Origin of the sequence: Thiocapsa sp. (genome assembly GCF_022340925.1) — a bacterium.
GTDB lineage: Bacteria > Pseudomonadota > Gammaproteobacteria > Chromatiales > Chromatiaceae > Thiocapsa.
The window spans coordinates 1-17,665 of the sequence record NZ_JAJDNA010000075.1 but is presented as its reverse complement, the minus strand read 5'-3'; the positions used below and the strand labels follow the sequence as shown (position 1 = coordinate 17,665).

General features: G+C 66.5%; 18 protein-coding genes and 1 tRNA gene. 11 read left to right on the top strand and 8 right to left on the bottom strand.

The window, feature by feature from the left end; translation table 11 throughout:
* The first annotated feature begins 2 nt into the window (after positions 1-2).
* On the top strand, positions 3-2,141 hold the full coding sequence (locus tag LJE61_RS09395; RefSeq protein WP_296918243.1) for a multiheme c-type cytochrome: 2,139 nt from the start codon (positions 3-5) through the stop codon (positions 2,139-2,141).
* Positions 2,142-2,187: 46 nt separating this feature from the next.
* Here the strand turns inward: LJE61_RS09395 and LJE61_RS09390 are convergent, their stop codons facing one another.
* Positions 2,188-2,589, bottom strand: a complete 402-nt coding sequence (locus LJE61_RS09390) for a hypothetical protein (protein WP_296913492.1) — start codon at positions 2,587-2,589, stop codon at positions 2,188-2,190.
* Positions 2,590-2,763: 174 nt separating this feature from the next.
* On the opposite strand from LJE61_RS09390, the gene LJE61_RS09385 reads away from it, so the two are divergent.
* Positions 2,764-4,452, top strand: a complete 1,689-nt coding sequence (locus LJE61_RS09385; protein WP_296913495.1) for a chloride channel protein — start codon at positions 2,764-2,766, stop codon at positions 4,450-4,452.
* Between the two features lie 45 nt (positions 4,453-4,497).
* A complete protein-coding gene (locus LJE61_RS09380) occupies positions 4,498-5,265 on the top strand; it encodes a Mut7-C RNAse domain-containing protein (protein WP_296913498.1) in 768 nt (255 codons plus the stop codon).
* A 100-nt stretch (positions 5,266-5,365) separates the two neighbouring features.
* Here the strand turns inward: LJE61_RS09380 and ychF are convergent, their stop codons facing one another.
* Both ychF and LJE61_RS09370 read right to left on the bottom strand, forming a co-directional pair.
* Complete coding sequence (ychF, locus tag LJE61_RS09375; protein ID WP_296913502.1) at positions 5,366-6,457, bottom strand: redox-regulated ATPase YchF; 1,092 nt, start codon at positions 6,455-6,457, stop codon at positions 5,366-5,368.
* A 177-nt stretch (positions 6,458-6,634) separates the two neighbouring features.
* Complete coding sequence (locus LJE61_RS09370; protein WP_296913505.1) at positions 6,635-8,125, bottom strand: mannose-1-phosphate guanylyltransferase/mannose-6-phosphate isomerase; 1,491 nt, start codon at positions 8,123-8,125, stop codon at positions 6,635-6,637.
* Between the two features lie 354 nt (positions 8,126-8,479).
* Between LJE61_RS09370 and LJE61_RS09365 the strand changes: the two genes are divergently transcribed.
* The 8 genes from LJE61_RS09365 (at position 8,480) to soxZ (ending at position 13,672) form a co-directional block, all read left to right on the top strand.
* Positions 8,480-9,292 (top strand): inositol monophosphatase family protein, encoded by an 813-nt coding sequence (locus LJE61_RS09365; protein ID WP_296913508.1) that lies wholly within the window; start codon positions 8,480-8,482, stop codon positions 9,290-9,292.
* 112 nt (positions 9,293-9,404) lie between these two features.
* Positions 9,405-9,848 carry a tetratricopeptide repeat protein gene (locus LJE61_RS09360; protein WP_296913510.1) on the top strand — a complete coding sequence of 148 codons (444 nt, stop codon included), beginning with the start codon at positions 9,405-9,407 and terminating at the stop codon, positions 9,846-9,848.
* Positions 9,849-9,903: 55 nt separating this feature from the next.
* Positions 9,904-9,990, top strand: a tRNA-Leu gene (locus LJE61_RS09355).
* A gap of 300 nt (positions 9,991-10,290) precedes the next feature.
* Positions 10,291-10,965 carry a hypothetical protein gene (locus LJE61_RS09350; RefSeq protein ID WP_296918241.1) on the top strand — a complete coding sequence of 225 codons (675 nt, stop codon included), beginning with the start codon at positions 10,291-10,293 and terminating at the stop codon, positions 10,963-10,965.
* 58 nt (positions 10,966-11,023) lie between these two features.
* Positions 11,024-11,629, top strand: a complete 606-nt coding sequence (locus LJE61_RS09345; RefSeq protein ID WP_296918239.1) for a hypothetical protein — start codon at positions 11,024-11,026, stop codon at positions 11,627-11,629.
* 356 nt (positions 11,630-11,985) lie between these two features.
* Complete coding sequence (locus LJE61_RS09340) at positions 11,986-12,852, top strand: rhodanese-like domain-containing protein (protein ID WP_296918237.1); 867 nt, start codon at positions 11,986-11,988, stop codon at positions 12,850-12,852.
* A gap of 9 nt (positions 12,853-12,861) precedes the next feature.
* Complete coding sequence (gene soxY, locus LJE61_RS09335; RefSeq protein ID WP_296918235.1) at positions 12,862-13,317, top strand: thiosulfate oxidation carrier protein SoxY; 456 nt, start codon at positions 12,862-12,864, stop codon at positions 13,315-13,317.
* A gap of 34 nt (positions 13,318-13,351) precedes the next feature.
* Positions 13,352-13,672 carry a thiosulfate oxidation carrier complex protein SoxZ gene (gene soxZ / locus LJE61_RS09330; RefSeq protein ID WP_296918233.1) on the top strand — a complete coding sequence of 107 codons (321 nt, stop codon included), beginning with the start codon at positions 13,352-13,354 and terminating at the stop codon, positions 13,670-13,672.
* Positions 13,673-13,900: 228 nt separating this feature from the next.
* Here soxZ and LJE61_RS09325 read toward each other — a convergent pair whose 3' ends face one another.
* The 5 genes from LJE61_RS09325 to LJE61_RS09305 form a co-directional block, all read right to left on the bottom strand.
* Positions 13,901-14,137 carry a hypothetical protein gene (locus tag LJE61_RS09325; protein ID WP_296918231.1) on the bottom strand — a complete coding sequence of 79 codons (237 nt, stop codon included), beginning with the start codon at positions 14,135-14,137 and terminating at the stop codon, positions 13,901-13,903.
* 10 nt (positions 14,138-14,147) lie between these two features.
* Positions 14,148-14,483, bottom strand: coding sequence for a ferredoxin family protein (locus tag LJE61_RS09320; RefSeq protein ID WP_296918229.1), 336 nt, complete (start codon positions 14,481-14,483; stop codon positions 14,148-14,150).
* A 2-nt stretch (positions 14,484-14,485) separates the two neighbouring features.
* Positions 14,486-15,802 (bottom strand): FAD-dependent oxidoreductase, encoded by a 1,317-nt coding sequence (locus LJE61_RS09315; protein WP_296913513.1) that lies wholly within the window; start codon positions 15,800-15,802, stop codon positions 14,486-14,488.
* A complete protein-coding gene (locus LJE61_RS09310; RefSeq protein WP_296913516.1) occupies positions 15,792-16,820 on the bottom strand; it encodes an electron transfer flavoprotein subunit alpha/FixB family protein in 1,029 nt (342 codons plus the stop codon). The genes LJE61_RS09315 and LJE61_RS09310 overlap by 11 nt, the downstream gene beginning before the upstream one ends.
* Positions 16,817-17,665, bottom strand: an 849-nt coding sequence (locus LJE61_RS09305; protein WP_296918227.1) for an electron transfer flavoprotein subunit beta/FixA family protein, incomplete at its 5' end; no start/stop codon positions are given. The genes LJE61_RS09305 and LJE61_RS09310, both read right to left, overlap by 4 nt.

Below are 17,665 nucleotides of genomic sequence, written 5' to 3'. Positions count from 1 at the left end.
TCATCGCCGCCGCGATCGGCCTGGTGACCCTGATCGCCCTCTACAAGCTGGTCTATCCGGTCGTCTTCGATGCCTATGTAGGCAAGTCAAACGCACCTCTGAGCTATGCCAGCAGCCAGATGGTCAGCGACGAGGAGTACGAGGCCCTGGCGCAATCACTCACCCAGGCCGCGCGTTACCAGGCCGCCGCGGCGATCGTGGGACAGGATGACAACGCCTTCGCGCGCAAGGTCAAGGTCGAGATGCTGATGAGCACGCCGTCCTTTGTGCGTGAGCACGAGCCCTCACACATCCAATACTTCCGTGATGCGGGCATCCGCCGGTACGACGGCCCGCAAACCTGCCTCCAGTGCCACGCGACCATCCAGGTCCGACATGCCGACGGACGGACCTCGGAGGTCAACACCCTGGAGGACATCGTCAACTCGGTGCATTTCAAGTTCCAGAGCGATACCGGCGGGGGCTTCTCGACCTTCGGTTACGACGGTCGCGAGGTGAACGCCGAAGGCGCCCGGCCCATCCCGGTGGGCAAGATCAATCGCGCGTGCGGGATCCCGGGCAGCTTCTCCTGGACCGGGTGGTCGGCGCTCGTGGAAAGTCGCCCCGAATCGGCCCACGGGGAGGTCGAGCTGCGCAGCGAGGGGTGCGGCCAGTGCCACATCGGTGGCAACTACCAGCCGGCGACCGAGAAGATGATGCCGATCGGCGACGTTCCCGGCGAGGCCAAGGACGGGATCGACTGTCTGATCTGTCACGCCGCCGCCTACGACATGAACCAACGCTACGTGATCCGCGACGACGTGGGGCTGCGTTGGAATCAGGATCGCAGCCTGCGCGCCGCCCTGACCGTGGGGCGCGCGACGACGCATAACTGTCTGAACTGTCACCAGCACAACATGGGCGGCGACGTCTACCTGCACAACGAGGCGGCCCAGGCCCTCGGCGAGCGTCACCGGCGCCTGCTGCATCGGGGCGCGAAGCGCGGCAACCCGTTCAGCCCGGCCGACGACGTGCATGCCGCGGCCGGCCTGCACTGCACCGACTGCCACGTACCGACGGGTCACAAGATCCCGCGCGGTCGGATGGGCGTCGATCTGGTGGCCAACGACCTGCCCGATCGGGAGGTCTCCTGCGAGACCTGTCACTCGCTCGCCCCGCACAACCGCTCCGAGCACAAGGCCCTGCTCAACGGACATATCGCCCGGATCGCCTGCGAGACCTGTCACATCAAGGAGCTAGAGGACAGCAACGTGGTGCTGCGTGACTGGGTGCATCCCACCTGGGACGCCGAGGAAGGCATCTTCGAGCCTACCGACATCTATCGGTCCGGGGCGGTCAACAAGGGGTTCACCTTCCTCTGGTTCAACGGCAACGGCACCTTCCTCGCCAACGCCCTGGGCAACAACCCGAACGGCTCGGACGATTACGACCCCTTGATGCAGCAGCTCGCCCGCATCGAGGATCCCGAGATCATCGCAGCCGTGCGTGCGCGGGCGATCGAGCTCAAGGCACACTACCCGGACATCGACGCCGACGCTTACGTCCGCGCGGCGACCGACCCGCTGTCACAGCTCTCGCCCGAGCAGCTGGAGCAGCGCCGCACGATGCTCGAGCGCAACCTGCGTGCGCACATGAACGACGGCGAAAGCCGAATCTACCCCTTCAAGCTCTTCAACGCGATGATGTACGAAGACCTGGGCAATCAGGGGCCGTTCGGCGCCATGATCCTGCCCTTCGACTACGCGACCTATTACGAGACCGGCGACAGCAAGGCATCGGTCAAGCAGGCGATTCGCGACCCGATCGTGGTGCGCATGTACCAGACGCCCTTCAAGCTCTACATGATGGACGAGTTCATGGCGTACTTCGGGGTGGAGGGGGGCTGGAACACCGACTACCCACTGGTCGGGGACGAGCTCCAGCGTGTCGAGCCCCGCTGGATGCGCCAGATGGGCTCATTGATGGTCAACCACGGAATCCAGGCGGAGGGGCGCGACTGCATCGAGTGCCATTCGCCGGATGGCATCCTGGATTACCGCCGCTTGGGCTACGCGCCCGAGCGGGCGGCGGAGCTGGAGAACCTCGACATCGTCGAGAATCTGCGCCCGGCGCGAGCCATCTCGACCGCGGGCGGCGGCTGACGGAGCATCGAACGGGGCGACGACACCGTCGCTGCGCCGGCCCCCGTCAGGGCCTCTTGACGACCCGTTTGAGCAGCGGACCCAGCAGACCGTCGGTCGGTCGGCCCAGGATCTGCGGCGCCAGAACCACCAGCGCCACCGCGGTCAGAAGCGGCACCAGATACATGAGCATGCCATCCGGCCCGCCGAGCAGGCCGCGCTGGAGCAGCGCCGTCAGCAGTTGGATACCGACCACGGCCGAGAGGGCGCGCAAACGCACCGGGCCGCGCAGGAACCAGACGATCACCGACAGGACCGTATAGGGGATCATCCAGGCCGCCAGCATCAGGGCCTCGAGCCGGTAGGCACCGTCGAAATGGGGCACCACGGCGATCAGAAAAGACAGGGCAAACCCGACCACCAGGGTCATGAAGACCCAGATCTCGTGGCCCTCGTGCGCCTTCTCCATCACAGCACCTCCTCGCCTATATGATATCGGAGACCCAATGATATACCGGCGAACGACGGATTTTCCCAGCGCTCAGGCCCGGTGTCTGTGCGATCCGGCTGACGTGCCCGACCCGACCTGATGCGCACTGGACGCCACGGTCAATGGGCGCACCGAGCCCTGGAGTCACTGCGATTGCGCCTGTCGCGTCAGGACGCGCTCTTTTGGCCCACTGTTCTGGGGCTCCTGACCGGCCTCGCCACCGGGGTCGTGATCGTCGCCTTCCGTCTCGCTGTCGAGGGGTCCCAGTCGGCCATGCTCCCCGGGCACGGCGAGAACTACGAGGCGCTCCCGACGGCCTTGCGTCTGGTGCTCCCCCTGATCGGAGCGGTGCTGATCGGACTCCTGTTCGTTCGTTTCGCGCACGGCATCCAAGTCCTGGGCGTCGCCCGCGTCATGGAGCGCATGGAGTACTATCAGGGGCACATGACGTGGCGCGGCTTCGTGATGCAGTTCCTCGGCGCCGCGATTGCCATCGTCAGCGGCCATTCGGTCGGCCGCGAGGGACCGCATGTCTTTCTCGGGGCCGCCAGCGGCAGTCTGCTCGGCCAGGCCCTGGCGATCCCCAACAACAGCATCCGCAACATGGCGGCCTGCGGAACCGCGGCGGGCATCTCGGCCTCGTTCAATACGCCGCTCGCGGGTGTCATCTTCGCGCTCGAGGTCCTGGCGCTGGAATACCGGGTCGCGAGCTTCGTTCCGATCATCCTGGCCGCGGTCAGCGCCAATGCCGTGTCGGTCGCCGTCTTCGGCAGCGCAGCCGTGCTCGAGATCCCGCCCTTCGTGCTCTATGCGCTCTCGGATCTGCTGCCGGTGATCCTCCTCGGGCTGCTTGCCGGTGGACTCTCGGCGGCCTATATCCAAGCGCTGCAGACGATCGCCGGCTGGGGCAAGCGGCTCGGCTTCTTCGGGCGCGTCTGTGTGGCCGGGGTCGTGGCCGGGATCACCGGCGCCCTGGTACCCGAGGTGATGGGGCTCGGGTACGACACGCTGAGCGCCGTGCTCACCGCACCCCTGCCCTGGGTGTTTCTGGCGGTGTTGCTCCTGTTCAAGCTGGTCGCCACGTCCGCCAGCGCCGGTCTGGGAATCCCCGGCGGCACCATCGGACCGGCGCTCTTCATGGGTGCCGTCATCGGCAACCTCACCGGTGTGGCAGCAGCGGCCTTCGCGGGCATCGACCCCGGACAGGCCAGCTTCTACGCCCTGCTCGGGATGGGTGCGATGATGGGCGCCAGTCTCCAGGCGCCGTTGGCGGGATTGACCGCGATCGTCGAGCTCACCCACAGCCCCGGCGTCATCATGCCGGGCATGCTGGCGATCATCCTGGCCGGGCTGACCAGCAAGGAGGTCTTCGGCAAGGACTCGATCTTCCTCACGACGCTGCGGGCAAACGGGCTGGACTACCGCTCCAACCCGGTGGTTCACCTGCTTCGACGCAGCGGCGTCGCGGGGGCCATGAACACGAGCTTCGCGCGTCACGACGCCGTCCTGAGCCGGGACGAGGCCGAGCGTCTGGTCCGGGACGGACCCGAGTGGATTATCGTGGATGCGGACGGGGCACCCGCTTACCTGCTGCCCGGAATCGCCGTGGCCAGCGCCCTGTCGCTGGACGAGCGGACAAAAGAGATCGATCTGCTCGCGATCCCGGCGGAGCGGCTGGAGCTCGCCCCGGTGCACCTGCAGGCGACCTTGCAGGAGGCCCTGGATCTCCTGCAGTCCCGCGGTGCGGAGGCGCTGTACGTCCAGCGGATGACCGCGCCCGGGATCAATCGCATCTACGGCGTGCTGACGCGCGGACGGATCGAATCGGCCTACCGCTACTGAGCCCGTGAGCTGCCCGTTGGTCCCGAAGGGTGCGATCATCGGGGCATGAGCCAGGCGACCTTGCGATTCTATGCCGAGCTGAACGACTTCCTCCCGCCTGCGCGCCGTCAGCGCGATTGGAGGATGTCGTTTGATGCCCCGGCACCGGTCCGCCATCTGATCGAGATCTGCGGGGTGCCCCACACCGAGATCGAGCTGATCATGCGCGATGGGGAGTCCATCGACCTCGAGACCAGGGTCGGCGACGGCGAGCGCATCGCCGTCTACCCCATGTTCGAAGCCTTCGACGTGCGATCGGTGCTGCGGGTGAGGCCGAATGCCCTGCGGGAGATCCGCTTCTTGGCCGATGCCCATCTCGGTGCCTTGGCCAGGCGACTGCGCATGCTGGGGTTCGATACCCTTTGGCACAACGACCTGGGCGACGTCGAGCTCGCGGCCGTGGCCGGCCGGGAGCACCGGATCCTCTTGTCGCGCGACCGCCAGCTGCTGATGCGCCGGGCGGTCACGCACGGCTGCTACCTCAGGCCCGGATCGACCCGATCCCAGCTCGCGTACCTGGTGGAACGGCTGCAGCTGTGCGCGGAAATCAGACCGTTCAGCCGCTGCATCGCCTGCAACAGCTCCCTGGTCGCGGTCGCGCCCAGCGCCGTCCGGGACCGGGTGCCGCCCGCCGTTCGCCGCTCGCTTCACGACTATTGGCTGTGCGAGGGCTGCGGCCGGGTCTATTGGAAGGGCAGTCATTGGCAGGCGATGCGCAGGCAGATCGCGGAGATCTGTCCGGGTGCCGCGGATCCTGTCCACCCCCGGGGATGACCCCCAGGTGCGGGACATCCGCTTCAGCCCTCGGGAGCCTCGCGCCTCTTCGGCTCGACCGTTGTCGCGAGGATCGACCGGCCTCAGGTCCGACAGGCTCCTAGACGTTGAACCTGAAGTGGATCACGTCGCCGTCCTGCACGACATAGTCCTTCCCCTCGGAACGCAGCTTGCCCGCCTCCTTGGCGCCCTGCTCACCCCTGTAGGCGACGAAATCATCGTAGGCGATCACCTCGGCACGGATGAAGCCGCGCTCGAAGTCCGTGTGGATCACCCCCGCAGCCTGCGGGGCCCGCACACCGGCAGGGATGGTCCAGGCCCGCACCTCCTTGGGGCCGGCGGTGAAATAGGTCTCCAGTCCAAGCAGCCGATAGCCGGCCCGAACCACACGGTTCAGACCCGGCTCGGAGAGGCCCAGCTCGGCCAGAAACGCATCCCGCTCCTGGTCATCGAGCTCGAAGATCTCCGCCTCGATCGCGGCGCACACCGGCACGACCTCCGCGCCCTCCTCCGCCGCGAGTGCCTTCACCTGGTCCAGGCTGGGGTTGTCGACGAGTCCGTCCTCCGCGACGTTGGCGATATAGAGTGTCGGTTTTGCGGTCAGGAGAAAGAGATCGCGGAGCTCGCGCTGCGCCTCCTGGTCCAATCCCATGGATCGGATGGGTCGACCGGCGTCGAGATGGGCACGAGCCTGCTCCAGCAGCCCCTTACGGGCGAGCACCTTCTTGTCGCCGGTCTTGGCCATGCGCTCGGCCCGGTCCAGCGCCTTCTCCACCGAATCGAGGTCGGCGAGCGCCAGCTCGGTGTTGATCACCTCGATATCCCGGAGCGGGTTCACCTGCCCTGCGACATGCACCACGTCCTCGTCCTCGAAGCAGCGCACCACGTGGGCAATGGCGTCCGTCTCACGGATATTCGCCAGGAACTTGTTTCCCAGACCTTCGCCCTTGGAGGCACCGGCCACCAGACCCGCGATGTCCACGAATTGCATGGTGGTCGGGATGACCTTCTGGGGCTTGACGATGGCGGCAATGACGTCGAGACGGGGGTCCGGAAGCGGGACCACACCGACGTTCGGGTCGATGGTGCAGAAGGGGTAGTTCTCCGCGGCGATCGTCGCCTTCGTCAGGGCGTTGAACAGGGTCGATTTGCCGACGTTCGGGAGACCGACGATCCCACATTTGAATCCCATGGCGAGGGTCCGTGCGGAAAAGCCCGCGATAATACAAGACCGAACGCGTCGCACGCCAGACGACGCGCCCCTGCGCGGTGGATCGGACGTTGTGCGTCCGCCCAAGCGGCGCGCCGAGCCGGGGCCTGCGGGTCAGGCGTCCGCCGGAAAGGCCCGGCATTTCCCCGCGTGTTCGGCTCAATGCGCCTCGGTCGCACCCCGATTGTATCGGTCCTCGAAGCGCACGATGTCGTCTTCGCCGAGATAGGTCCCTGACTGGACCTCGATCAGCTCCAACACAATGGTGCCCGGGTTCTCGAGGCGGTGCGAGGATCCCACCGGGATGTAGGTCGACTGATTCTCGGTGAGCAGAAAGGAGCGTTCGTCGCAGGTCACACGCGCGGTCCCGGAGACGACGATCCAGTGCTCGGCGCGGTGGTGGTGCATCTGCAGCGACAAAGACTCCCCGGGCTTCACGATCAGCCGCTTGACCTGGTAGCGCGGCCCCTGGCCGATCGACTCGTAGGATCCCCAGGGACGGTGGACACGCTGGTGGTGGCGGTATTCGTTGCGCTGCTCGCGTTGCAGGAACTGGGTGACGGCCTTGACATCCTGGGCACGCTCCTTGGTCGCCACCAGGACCGCATCCGGGGTCTCCACCACGATCAGATTCTCGACCCCGATCGCGGCAAGCATGCGGTGACGGGCGATGAGCAGGTTGTCCCGGGCATCATGGACGAACGCATCGCCATCGAGCACATTGCCCGCGGCATCCTGCTCACGGACCTCCCAGAGCGCGGACCAGGCGCCCACGTCCGACCAGCCGACGTCCAGGGGCACGACAACCGCCGGTGGTCCCTCCGCGGAGCTGTCACCCGCGAGCGGTTCCATCACCGCGTAGTCGATCGAGTCACTCGGGCAGGCCGCGAACCGGTCGACATCGAGTCGTCGAAAATCGCCATCGTCGCGTGCCCCGTCGAATGCCGCGACGACCGCCCGGGCGATATCCGCCCGAAACCGCTCGATCAATCCCAGCCATACCGATGCCTTGAGGACGAAGATGCCGCTGTTCCAGAGGTACTGGCCGGAAGCCAGATACCCTTCGGCGGTCTCGCCATCCGGCTTCTCGACAAAGCCATTGAGCAGGTAGGCGCGACCGGCGACCCCCTCGGTCTCGTATCGATCCCCCTGCCGGATATACCCGTAGCCCGTCTCGGCCTTGCTCGGCACGATCCCGAACGTCACCACCGCGCCCTCGCGCGCGATCAGATAGGCATCGGCTACCGCGCTCCGAAAGCCCGCCTCGTTGCGGATGGTATGATCGGCCGGCATCACCAGCAGGACCGGGTCCGCCCCACCCCGGGTCGCGGCCAGCGCCGCAAGGGTCAATGCGGGCGCCGTGTTCCGCCCCTTCGGCTCGAGGATGATCTCCGCCGCGCGCCGGTCCATGAGGCGCAGCTGCTCGGCGACCAGGAAGCGATGCGCCTCGTTACAGACGACGATCGGGGCGATTTGACCGATCCCCTGGCGCGGGTGCTCCGCGTCGAGCCCATCCAGGCGCCGGACCGTCTCCTGGAGCATGGTGTGGTCGCTGGTGAGCGGTAAGAACTGCTTGGGATAGGCCTCGCGCGAGAGCGGCCAGAGCCGCGTTCCGGAGCCGCCGGAAAGGATAACGGGTTGTAGGGGCATCGGCGCACTCCTCGTCGTGGGTTCGGATCACTCCGCTCGCTAAGGGTAACGCAGTTTCACCACCGGGGGACATGCAGACCGGTCGGTCATCGGCGCGCCCCGCCGGGTGATGTTATCCCGCCCGATGAGTGGCTTGCGGCCGCAACCGCCGGCGGCGCGCAGGTCCGGGAGCGCGACTCTGCAGCGCCCCGCGGTCTCCTGCGGCGCTGGGTGCAACTCGCTCGACCGGCAGGACACCCGCCGGTGGATGACGGGAACCCGGCGGTTGCAACCCCGCCGGGATCACCTCACCTGTTATGGGCAACCAAGCACCACGCGAGCCCGTTCGGCGCTGCCGGCGCGGAGAAACTTCAGATGACCCCGGACCCCAGTCAGATCGGCGACCTCCTGCGAGAGGTTGCCGCAACCGAGATCATGCCGCGCTTCCACCGCATCCTGGCCGAGCGCAAGGCCGACGGGAGCCTCGTGACCGAGGCCGATTTGGCGACCCAGGCACGTCTGGTCGAGGCCATCGCGCGCGACTTCCCGAGTACCCCGCTGCTCGGGGAGGAAATGACCCGCGACGATCAGCAGCGCCTCCTGGGCGAGGCCGAAACGGGTGTCTGGATCCTGGACCCGCTGGACGGCACGAGCAACTATGCCTGCGGCTTCCCCGGCTTCGCCATCTCATTGGCCTTCGTCGAGCGGGGTCGAGCGACCTTGGGCGTCATCCTGGATCCGGTCCGCGACGAGTGCTTCTCCGCCGTGCTCGGCGGGGGCGCGTATCTGAACGGTGAACCGATCCACACCGCATCGCCGGGCCCAACGCTCGGCGATTGCCTGGCGATGATCGACATGAAGCGACTCCCTCCAGAGCGCGTTCCCGCGCTGTTCCGTTCCGGCGGCTTCCGGTCGCAGCGCAACCTGGGGTCGGTCGCGCTGGACTGGAGCTGGCTCGCGGCTGGTCGCTACCAGCTCTATCTCCATGGCGGCCAGAAGCTCTGGGACTATGCCGCCGGGCGCCTGATCGCCAAAGAGGCCGGCGCGGCGTCGCGACTGTACGAAGGCCGTGGTGCCGCAGAGGCGGTCACACTCAGCCTGTCGCCCAGGCTCGCGATCGCGGCGGCCGACGAGACCCTGATGCAGCAGTGGCTGGACTTCGTCAACCTCCCCATGACATCGGTCTGAGCCCCATCCGACCGCAGATGGCCTGGCCGACGATATCGGACTCGCCGTACCGACCCGGATCCCGCTGCGCTGCATCCGGGCTTCACAGAGAAACATTTAGAGGAGCAACGACATGAGCGAAGAGATCAGCGACCTGGACATGGCGCTTTCCAGTGGCGTTACGGCCTTCGAGTCCAAACAGTTTTCCCGCGCTGCAGGTCTTCTGTCGCCGCTTGCCGAGCAGGGCAACGCGGACGCCCAGTACCGGATGGCGATCATGGCCCAGAACGGCTTGGGCATGCTGCCGAACCCGCTGCTCGCCTACACCTACATGAAACGTGCCGCGGAGGCCGGTATTGCGCTCGCCCAGCATGGCCTGGGTTTCATGTACATGGAGGGCGAGTGCACCGACAAGAACCCCGAGAAGGCCGTACTCTGGTTCACGAAGGCGGCGGAGCAGGGCCTGGTCGGCTCTCTGACCACGCTCGCCATGATGTACGAGCAGGGCCACGGCGTGGACAAGGACCCGGAGGAAGCCGGTCGCCTCTATCGCCTCGCCGGCTTCGAGGAACGATGACGTATCCGTCACATATGGATTTTCCGCCGCGGCGCGTATACTCTTGCGTCGCATTGCCGGGGTGGCGAAACTGGTAGACGCATCAGACTCAAAATCTGACGGTGGCAACACCGTGCCGGTTCGAGTCCGGCCCTCGGTACCAGAGAGATGCAAGGGGTCAGGCCAACAGCCTGGCCTTTTTTTTGGCCATCCGCCAGAACCAGACGCTGCCGGAATCTCCAATTCCCGCTCGTGTGCTAAGTTTATTAGTGAAAGGGACTCTTCGCCGGCGGTGTGTCTGGTGGCACCCATCCGGCTGGTCAAAAGCATGGGCAGGACGGGATGTTCCGCTCAGTGATGTCCGCGAGGAGCGGTGACCGCAACATGGGGCTGTTCGGTCGGCGGTCGTTGTCGCTGAAGGCGGAGAGCAGCGGTGAGGCTCAAGTCCACGATCGCCGTTTTGATGTTGGCTGCCGCCGCGGTGGTTGGGTTGAGTTCTATCCTCGTCTCCGTTGACCACCGTCTGGCCGCCCAGCAAATCCGGCTTGAAGCGCAGATCGTTCTCGCAGAACGGCAAGCCGAGCGCCTGGAAGCCGTGCTTCGAAGGCTCGAAGGGGTCACCTCCCCATCTTCAATCACGGAAGGAGCAGGCGGGAAGGTCAAGCATGCCCCCCGCGCTGCCGCCGATCCGACGCAACAGATCCATCCCCCCCCTACTCCAGGTGCCGATGTCGGGGCGCAGTTCCGGCCGGGGCCTGCGCCGGGGGGAGCAACCCCACACCGGCGGGAGTCCGCCTCGAACGCCCCGCAGCGCGGGCTCGCACTCGTGGCGACCTTCGAGACGGAATCCAATTCAAGCGAATGGGGCAAGCGCACGGCGGACGAGATCACGCGGGCATACGAAGCGGAACCCTTCTTCGCGAGGTTCGACGGTGCCCTCACGACCGATTGCAGGGTGACGACCTGCCTGGTGACCTGGAGCGTCCCGGTCGCCGATCCGAACGATCCGGAATTGGCAATGGCGAAGTACGAATTGATGGCTCTTGCGGCGCAGAAAGAGCAACCGGTGCGTCGGATGCAGAGCGTCCGCCGCACCGAGAAGGGGCGGACTGTCATCGAGCTCTACCTGTCGAGGTGACGTCCACCCCGTCAATGCTGCGTCATTTCAATCAACCGCCCGAGAGGCAGAGGCAAGCATGAACACGAAAGCCTTTTCCACGGGGGTTGCCGGCGTCGTCCTAACCTTGGTCGGCGCGACATCCCAGATCGACGCGGTCGCGCAGGAAGCGTACTTCATGCACCCGTCGTCCTGCGTTGCCCCGTTCCTCGCCCAGGCCGAAAGGATGCGGTGGCACGAGCACTTTCTGATGAATCCGCCCGAGGGTGAGAGGACGTGGGCCATCTGTCCGATCGACGCGTACATCCCCGACCTGCCAGACGCGACAAGCCCGAGAGACTGGCTGATCCAGGTGTACCTCCAGAACACCCTGGATGCCGTCATGGTCAACCCTGCGTGCTTTTTCACCGCCCACGGTGTACTCAATCAGAAGTGGGGGACCTACATCGACGGCGAGGATGTCACCTACACCCTTCCGTTGGCGCTTCAGCAGGTCGGCGGGATCACGGTGGCGCAAGGGGTGATCTCCGTTGAGGATATCCTCGCGGGCCTCCCCCCGGGCACGGCCGAGACCCCCTTCCACCTTGCGGCCTTCTGCCGGCTCGATCCGGGTTGGGGCATCAATGGCGTCGAGATGATCGAGCTGGTCGCTCCGACGATGGGGGCCGGCGTGGGGATGTACTGACGCAACCAGTCGAAAACTGACCTGACGGGGGGTGAGCCGCCCCAGCCACCCCCCATCCCAGCAGCGCCCCCTGTGGAACCGGGGCGCAGACCACTCTGCATCCCACTTCGCCCGCTCCGCCGATCCCGCGGGGGCAGGGGCGCGGGCGGCCGTGGGCACTCGCGGAAACTTGGGTCTTTGCGACATCAGCGCAATTCCGAGCACTTTCCCCCGCTATAAGCTGCGCGAATGCGTGCATAAATTGTGCTGATTTGAATCGGTGGAATCCGTTGGCTTACGTTCGATTCGGTCAAGGGCCCTCCACCACGCGGCGGGCCCCGGCGGCATCGACTGGTCTTGCTCGGGAGGACATCGCTATGAAGCTGCCACGCGTCACCGGACTGCTCACCCTGCTGATCAGCGCACCGCTTGCTGCGGAGCCACCGCCCGTGCCCCCGGGGAAGCTGCTCTTCGAGCAGCACGGCTGCACCAACTGTCACGGCCCCGAGGGCGTCCATCCCAGCTCCAAGTATGCTCCGGTCCTGCGCGGCAAATCCGCTGATTATCTGTTCGAGAACGCCGTCGCCATCTTTGCCGGCGACGAGAAGTCGGGCAAGACGCGCTTCATGCACGAGCAGTTCTGTGTCGGCGAGGCCCAGGAAGAGGGCTGCTACCCGCCTCCGGACACCCCTGCCCTGCGCGCGATCGCCAACTGGCTGGGCGGCGACGCGGCACTGCCCGAGAAGAAACGGACCGAGCCCGGGCTTTATGTCACTGCGGTCGACGCCTACAAGCGGCTCCAAGAGGCCGGTGACAAGGCGATCCTGATCGACATACGGACCCGCGCCGAGGTGGCCTTCGTGGGGATGCCAACGATCGCCGCCGCCAACATCCCCTATATGACCGCCGGGAGCTTCGACGAATGGGACGACAAGAAGCAGACCTTCAAGCTTCGGCCGAACAGCGAGTTCACCCTGAGGGTCAACGAGCTGATGAGCGATAAGGGGCTGGACAAGGACACCCCGATCTATCTTCTCTGCCGCTCCGGAAGCCGCAGCGCGAAGGCCGCCAACCTCCTGACCCAGGCCGGCTACAGTCAGGTCTATTCGGTGACAGACGGGTTCGAAGGCGACACGGCGAAGGAGGGCCCCCACAAGGGCGAACGGGTGGTCAACGGATGGAAGAACGCCGGGCTCCCCTGGACTTACAAGCTAAATAAAACAGCAATGTACTGGGACCTCTGAAGATCCATTATGAAGAGACGAAGTCTCATTCAAGCGGCGATGGCTGCAGCGCCCGCGTCCCTGGCGGCGGGCCTTGCCCCCCGCTCACTCCTGGCCGTCTGGCAGACGGACGCCTTCCACGCGGAGGCGATGGCGGACGCGCAGCGGCTGCTGTTCGGCGAGCGCCAGATCGACGACAGCAGTCGCATCCTCATCGAGGCACCGGAGATTGCGGAGAACGGCCGCAACGTGCCGGTGGAGGTGCGCACCGACCTGGCTGGTCTGGAATCCATTACTGTGCTGTCGGACTCGAATCCGTTCCCGCTGCTGGCCCGGGCGCGCTTCACCCCTGCCGTCGCACCGCGCCTCGCGCTTCGCTTCAAGCTCGGCGGCAGCGGCGACCTGATCGCCATCGCGGAGGCCGGGGGCAGGCTCTATCGGGCGGTGCGCGCGGTCAAGGTGACGGCGGGCGGCTGCGGCGGCTGACGCCGCCCCCCTTCATTGCGAGCGGGAGGACAAGATGGCATCCGAAGACACCGGTCGGATACGCGCCCGACTCAAGGACGGCTTGGTCAACGTCAAGGTGCTGATGCGCCACCCGATGGAGACGGGAAGCCGCAAACACCCGGCGACCGGCGCCCTGCTGCCGCGCCACTTCATCCGAGAGGTGGTGTGCGAGCACAACGGATCAGCTGTTCTCACCCTGGACTGGGGCTGGGGCGTCGCCGCCGACCCCTATCTGTCCTTCGATATCCTGGATGGGAAGGCGGGGGACTCGATCACGGTGCGCTGGGAGGACAACCAGGGGGCAAGCGGGCGGTTGGAAACCGAGGTCCGCTGAATCGAACGGGTGTCTGTATGACGACGGTCAGCCTGCGCCCGTCCGCCCACGCCCAACCTGCACCCGGCACGCGTCCGGTGCGGAGCCCGTTGGCAGTTGCAGGCGAGAGTCCGGACAAACACTGACTTATTGGCTATCCTGGCCGAGAATCAGCACGGAGAGCGAAAACGCGGTTTCCGCTCTCCTTCATGTTCAGCGGCCTGTCCAGCCGAATATTTCGGTGCTTCCCTAAGGCCCGGGCTCCTTGACCCCGCCGCTGTCCTCCTCTGCATCCCCCGCCGCGTCCCAGTAGAGGGGACCCATCTCCAGACCGAGCAGCGCCTGCCGCAAGGTGGTCAGCTCCGCCTTGAGGGTCTCGAGATGGCCGGCTTCGAGGTGGACCGCCAGGGCGGCGCCGTGCTCGCTGAGCGCCTGAAGCAGGGTCTGGGCGGCCCGATCGATCTGCTCGATGGAAGACGACGGCATCGCGGGACCCCTAACCGAACTTGTAGGCGACGCCGTACCCGCCGCGGGGCAGCGCCCAGCCGATATTGAACAAGGGACAGCCCACCCGGCAGCTGCCGCACTCGACGCAGGCCTGATAGCCCACCATCACCCGGTCCTGCCGGTCCAGGCGATAGACGCCGACCGGGCAGAAGTCCAGGCATGGCTTGGCCGGACAGCCCTGGCATACCCTGTGGTCTTTGATCGACAGGTGTGCGAAGTCCTCGTCGACATCGTACCTGACCGACGTGATCAGGTTGTCCACATCAACGCGGGGCAGGCTGGCTTGCAGCTCGGGACTCAATGGGTGGTGCTTGCGCGCCTTCATCGTCAGCCTCTCATACCTCGCAGCAGCGTCATCATATCCCGGGCGACGCCGAAGAAGGAGCGTCGCTCGCGCAGCAGGCCCAGGATCTCGCCCTCCATCTCGCGCTTGGGAATGCCGTGCGCCGTAAAATAGCGCCCTGCGGCTTCATTGATGAAGTTGACGTAGGTCCCAATGAAATCAGGGGTGCTGTCCAGGAGGTCGGTCATGCGCCGATACTGCCGGAGATCCTTGAGGACGAAGCTTTCCTCCAGCCTGCGGCGGTATGCCCGCAGGAAGCGGGCGGAGAAGTCATGCTCCCGGTGGGCCTCCAGCGCCGTCTCGCCCGCCATGCGGCCGGCGGTCATGGCGAGGTTAGAGCCCTCCCGGTGCAGGGCGTCCACCATACAAGCCGCGTCGCCGGCGACCAGCACCCCGTCTGCCGCGACCTCGGGCATGCGGTCGTAGCCCTGCTCCGGGATCAGATGCGCGCCGTACTCCAGCGAGGTCCCGCCCGCCAGATAGGGGCGCACCACGGGATGCGACTTGAAGCGGGCCAGCAGCTCGTAGGGGCGCAGCTTGTGGTAGACGAGCTCTTCCAGCAGGAGACCCACCCCGATCGAGACAGCCTTGGCGTCGGTGTACACGAAGGCGGTGCCGGGCAGACCCAAGGTGGCATCGCCGAAGACGTCGATCGCGACACCCTCGTGCGCGCCGGCCAGACCGAAGCGCGCCTCGATCTCGGGAGCCGGCAGACCCACGACCTCCTTGACCGACAGGGCGACGTAGCGAGGGGGCAGGTCACCCCTGGCGAGGCCGAGCTTCTGGGTCAGCAGGTTGTTGACGCCCTCGGCGATGACCAGGATCGGGGCATACACATCACCCTCGGGTCGGTCGGTGGCGACCCCGACGGCCCGTCCTTTGCGATCGCGCAGCACATCGGTCACGGTCGTCTTGGCGATCAGGAGCACGCCTTCCTGCACCGCCTGAGCGGCAAACCAGGCATCGAAGCGTGCACGCAGCGCCGTATAGGCCTCGGCCGGCTCGCTCTTGTATTGCTCGCTCTTGTGGAGGATGCGCACCGCGCTGTCGGGTGACAACAGCCAATAGCCCTGCTCGGTCACCGGTCGCTCGAAGGGCGGCTTGCGCTCCCAGTAATCGGGCAGGACCTCGGCCAAGGCATGGGTATAGAGCACCCCGCCGAACAGGTTCTTGGCACCGGCGAAGCGCCCCCGCTCGATCAGGATGACGTCCAGACCCCCTTTGGCCATTGTGATCGCGGCGGCCGTGCCGGCCGGCCCACCGCCGACGACGATGGCGTCGAACGCCAGCTTAGGCGCCATGGCCGGCTCCTTCACGCAGCTGCTTGATCAGCTCGGGAATCACCTCATGAAGGTCACCGACAATGCCGAGGTCGGCGATCTGAAAGATGGGCGCCTGGGGATCCGTGTTGATCGCGAGGATGAAGTCCGCGTTGCTCACGCCGACGCGATGCTGCACGGCGCCGGAGATGCCGGCGGCGACATAGAGCTTCGGCCGCACCGTCTTGCCCGTCTGCCCGACCTGGTGGTCGGCGGCGATCCAGCCGGCGTCCACGAGGGGGCGCGAGACGCCGACGACGCCGCCCAGCGCATCGGCCAGCTCCTCCAGCAGGGTCAGGCCGTCGGGGCCACCAAGGCCGCGGCCGCCGGCGACGACCACATCCGCATGCTCCAGATTGAGTCGCCGCGGGGCGGGTATCAGCCGCAGCCTCCGCACGGGAACCTCCTCCTCCGAGATACCCAGGGGTGCGCGCACGACCGCCCCGGTGGCCTGGGGCAGCGGCTCCGGCACCGGCAGCACCCGCGGACGGACGCTGGCCATCTGCGGTCGGTCCGTCCGGCAGTGGATGGTCGCCATGAGGTTACCGCCAAAGGTCGGGCGGGTGGCGGCCAGGATCTGGAGCTTGGGATCGATCCTCAGCTCGGTGCAGTCGGCCGTGAGCCCTGTCTCCACGCGGGTGGCGATGGCGCTGGCAAGGTCCCGCCCGAGGGCCGTGGCGCCGATCAGGAAGATCTCCGGCCGGTAGGTCCGCACCAGTCGGCTGATCGCGGCGGCATAGGGCAGATTGCGATACACCGCCAACACCGGGTCATCGATCAGGTGTACGCGGCTCGCGCCGTAGCGAAAGGCCTCCTGCGCGATGGGGCCGACCGCGTGGCCCAGGAGGATTGCCTCCACCACGACGCTTGCGCTGTCGAGCTCGGTCGCCAGCCGCCTGGCCGTGCCCAGCAGCTCCCAGGAGACCGGATGGACCATCCCCTCTTCCTGCTCGATCAGGACCCAGACCCGCCGCGCCTCGGCCTCAGGCCCGGTCCTCATTCCGCACCTCGATTCTCAGGCAAGGGTTCGGGATGCTCCGCGAGCACGCCAGCCGCGCCGATACGGTCCAGCGCCCGGTTGATGACCGCGGCTAGGCCGAGCTCGGCCACGCCCACCCGCTCACCTGGCTCCCTGGGCGGCGGCGTGTAGGCCTTGACGACAACGGTGGGCGAGCCTTTGATCCCGATCTTGGCGGCGTCGAATGGCACGGGTGCGGCGGCGTCCCAGATCTCGGGCTGGTAGCGCGCGGCACGGACCAGGTTGGGCAGCGGCGCCCGCCCAATGGCGGCGATCTCCTTCTCGACCGTCAGCAGGGCGGGCAGCGCGGTTTCGAGCACCTCGATACCGCGCTCAATGCGGCGGTGGACGATCGCCGTGCGGGCCACGGGGTCGAAGGCCTCGATCTGGACGGCATAGGTGATCAGCGGCAGATTCAGCCGGACTGCCACTCCCGGGCCAACCTGGCCCGTGTCCCCGTCAATGGCCTGCTTGCCGAAAAGCAGCAGATCGACCGGGTCGTCGGCCTGAATGGCCTGGACGGCATGGGCAATGACGTAGGAGGTGGCTAGCGTATCGGCGGCGCCGAATCTGCGGTCGGTCATCAGGATCGCCCGATCGGCGCCTTGCTCGACGCATTCGATGAGCGCCTCGGCGGCCTTCGGCGGCCCCATCGTCAGCACGGTTACCCGGCCCCCGAAGCGTTCCTTCAGTCGCACCGCCATCTCGACGGCGTGCACGTCATAGGGGTTGATGATGGCCGGCACACCTTCGCGAATCAGGGTGCCGGTCTCGGGGTTGATCCGCACGTTGCTGGTGTCGGGCACCTGCTTGATGGCAACGACGGC

Coding starts and splice junctions, on each gene's coding strand:
- LJE61_RS09390 (WP_296913492.1), bottom strand. CDS start 2,589: ATGGAGAAGGCGCACGAGGGCCACGAGATCTGGGTCTTCATGACCCTG.
- LJE61_RS09380 (WP_296913498.1), top strand. CDS start 4,498: ATGAGCCAGGCGACCTTGCGATTCTATGCCGAGCTGAACGACTTCCTC.
- ychF (WP_296913502.1), bottom strand. CDS start 6,457: ATGGGATTCAAATGTGGGATCGTCGGTCTCCCGAACGTCGGCAAATCG.
- LJE61_RS09370 (WP_296913505.1), bottom strand. CDS start 8,125: ATGCCCCTACAACCCGTTATCCTTTCCGGCGGCTCCGGAACGCGGCTC.
- LJE61_RS09365 (WP_296913508.1), top strand. CDS start 8,480: ATGACCCCGGACCCCAGTCAGATCGGCGACCTCCTGCGAGAGGTTGCC.
- LJE61_RS09360 (WP_296913510.1), top strand. CDS start 9,405: ATGAGCGAAGAGATCAGCGACCTGGACATGGCGCTTTCCAGTGGCGTT.
- LJE61_RS09350 (WP_296918241.1), top strand. CDS start 10,291: ATGTTGGCTGCCGCCGCGGTGGTTGGGTTGAGTTCTATCCTCGTCTCC.
- LJE61_RS09345 (WP_296918239.1), top strand. CDS start 11,024: ATGAACACGAAAGCCTTTTCCACGGGGGTTGCCGGCGTCGTCCTAACC.
- LJE61_RS09340 (WP_296918237.1), top strand. CDS start 11,986: ATGAAGCTGCCACGCGTCACCGGACTGCTCACCCTGCTGATCAGCGCA.
- soxY (WP_296918235.1), top strand. CDS start 12,862: ATGAAGAGACGAAGTCTCATTCAAGCGGCGATGGCTGCAGCGCCCGCG.
- soxZ (WP_296918233.1), top strand. CDS start 13,352: ATGGCATCCGAAGACACCGGTCGGATACGCGCCCGACTCAAGGACGGC.
- LJE61_RS09325 (WP_296918231.1), bottom strand. CDS start 14,137: ATGCCGTCGTCTTCCATCGAGCAGATCGATCGGGCCGCCCAGACCCTG.
- LJE61_RS09320 (WP_296918229.1), bottom strand. CDS start 14,483: ATGAAGGCGCGCAAGCACCACCCATTGAGTCCCGAGCTGCAAGCCAGC.
- LJE61_RS09315 (WP_296913513.1), bottom strand. CDS start 15,802: ATGGCGCCTAAGCTGGCGTTCGACGCCATCGTCGTCGGCGGTGGGCCG.
- LJE61_RS09310 (WP_296913516.1), bottom strand. CDS start 16,820: ATGAGGACCGGGCCTGAGGCCGAGGCGCGGCGGGTCTGGGTCCTGATC.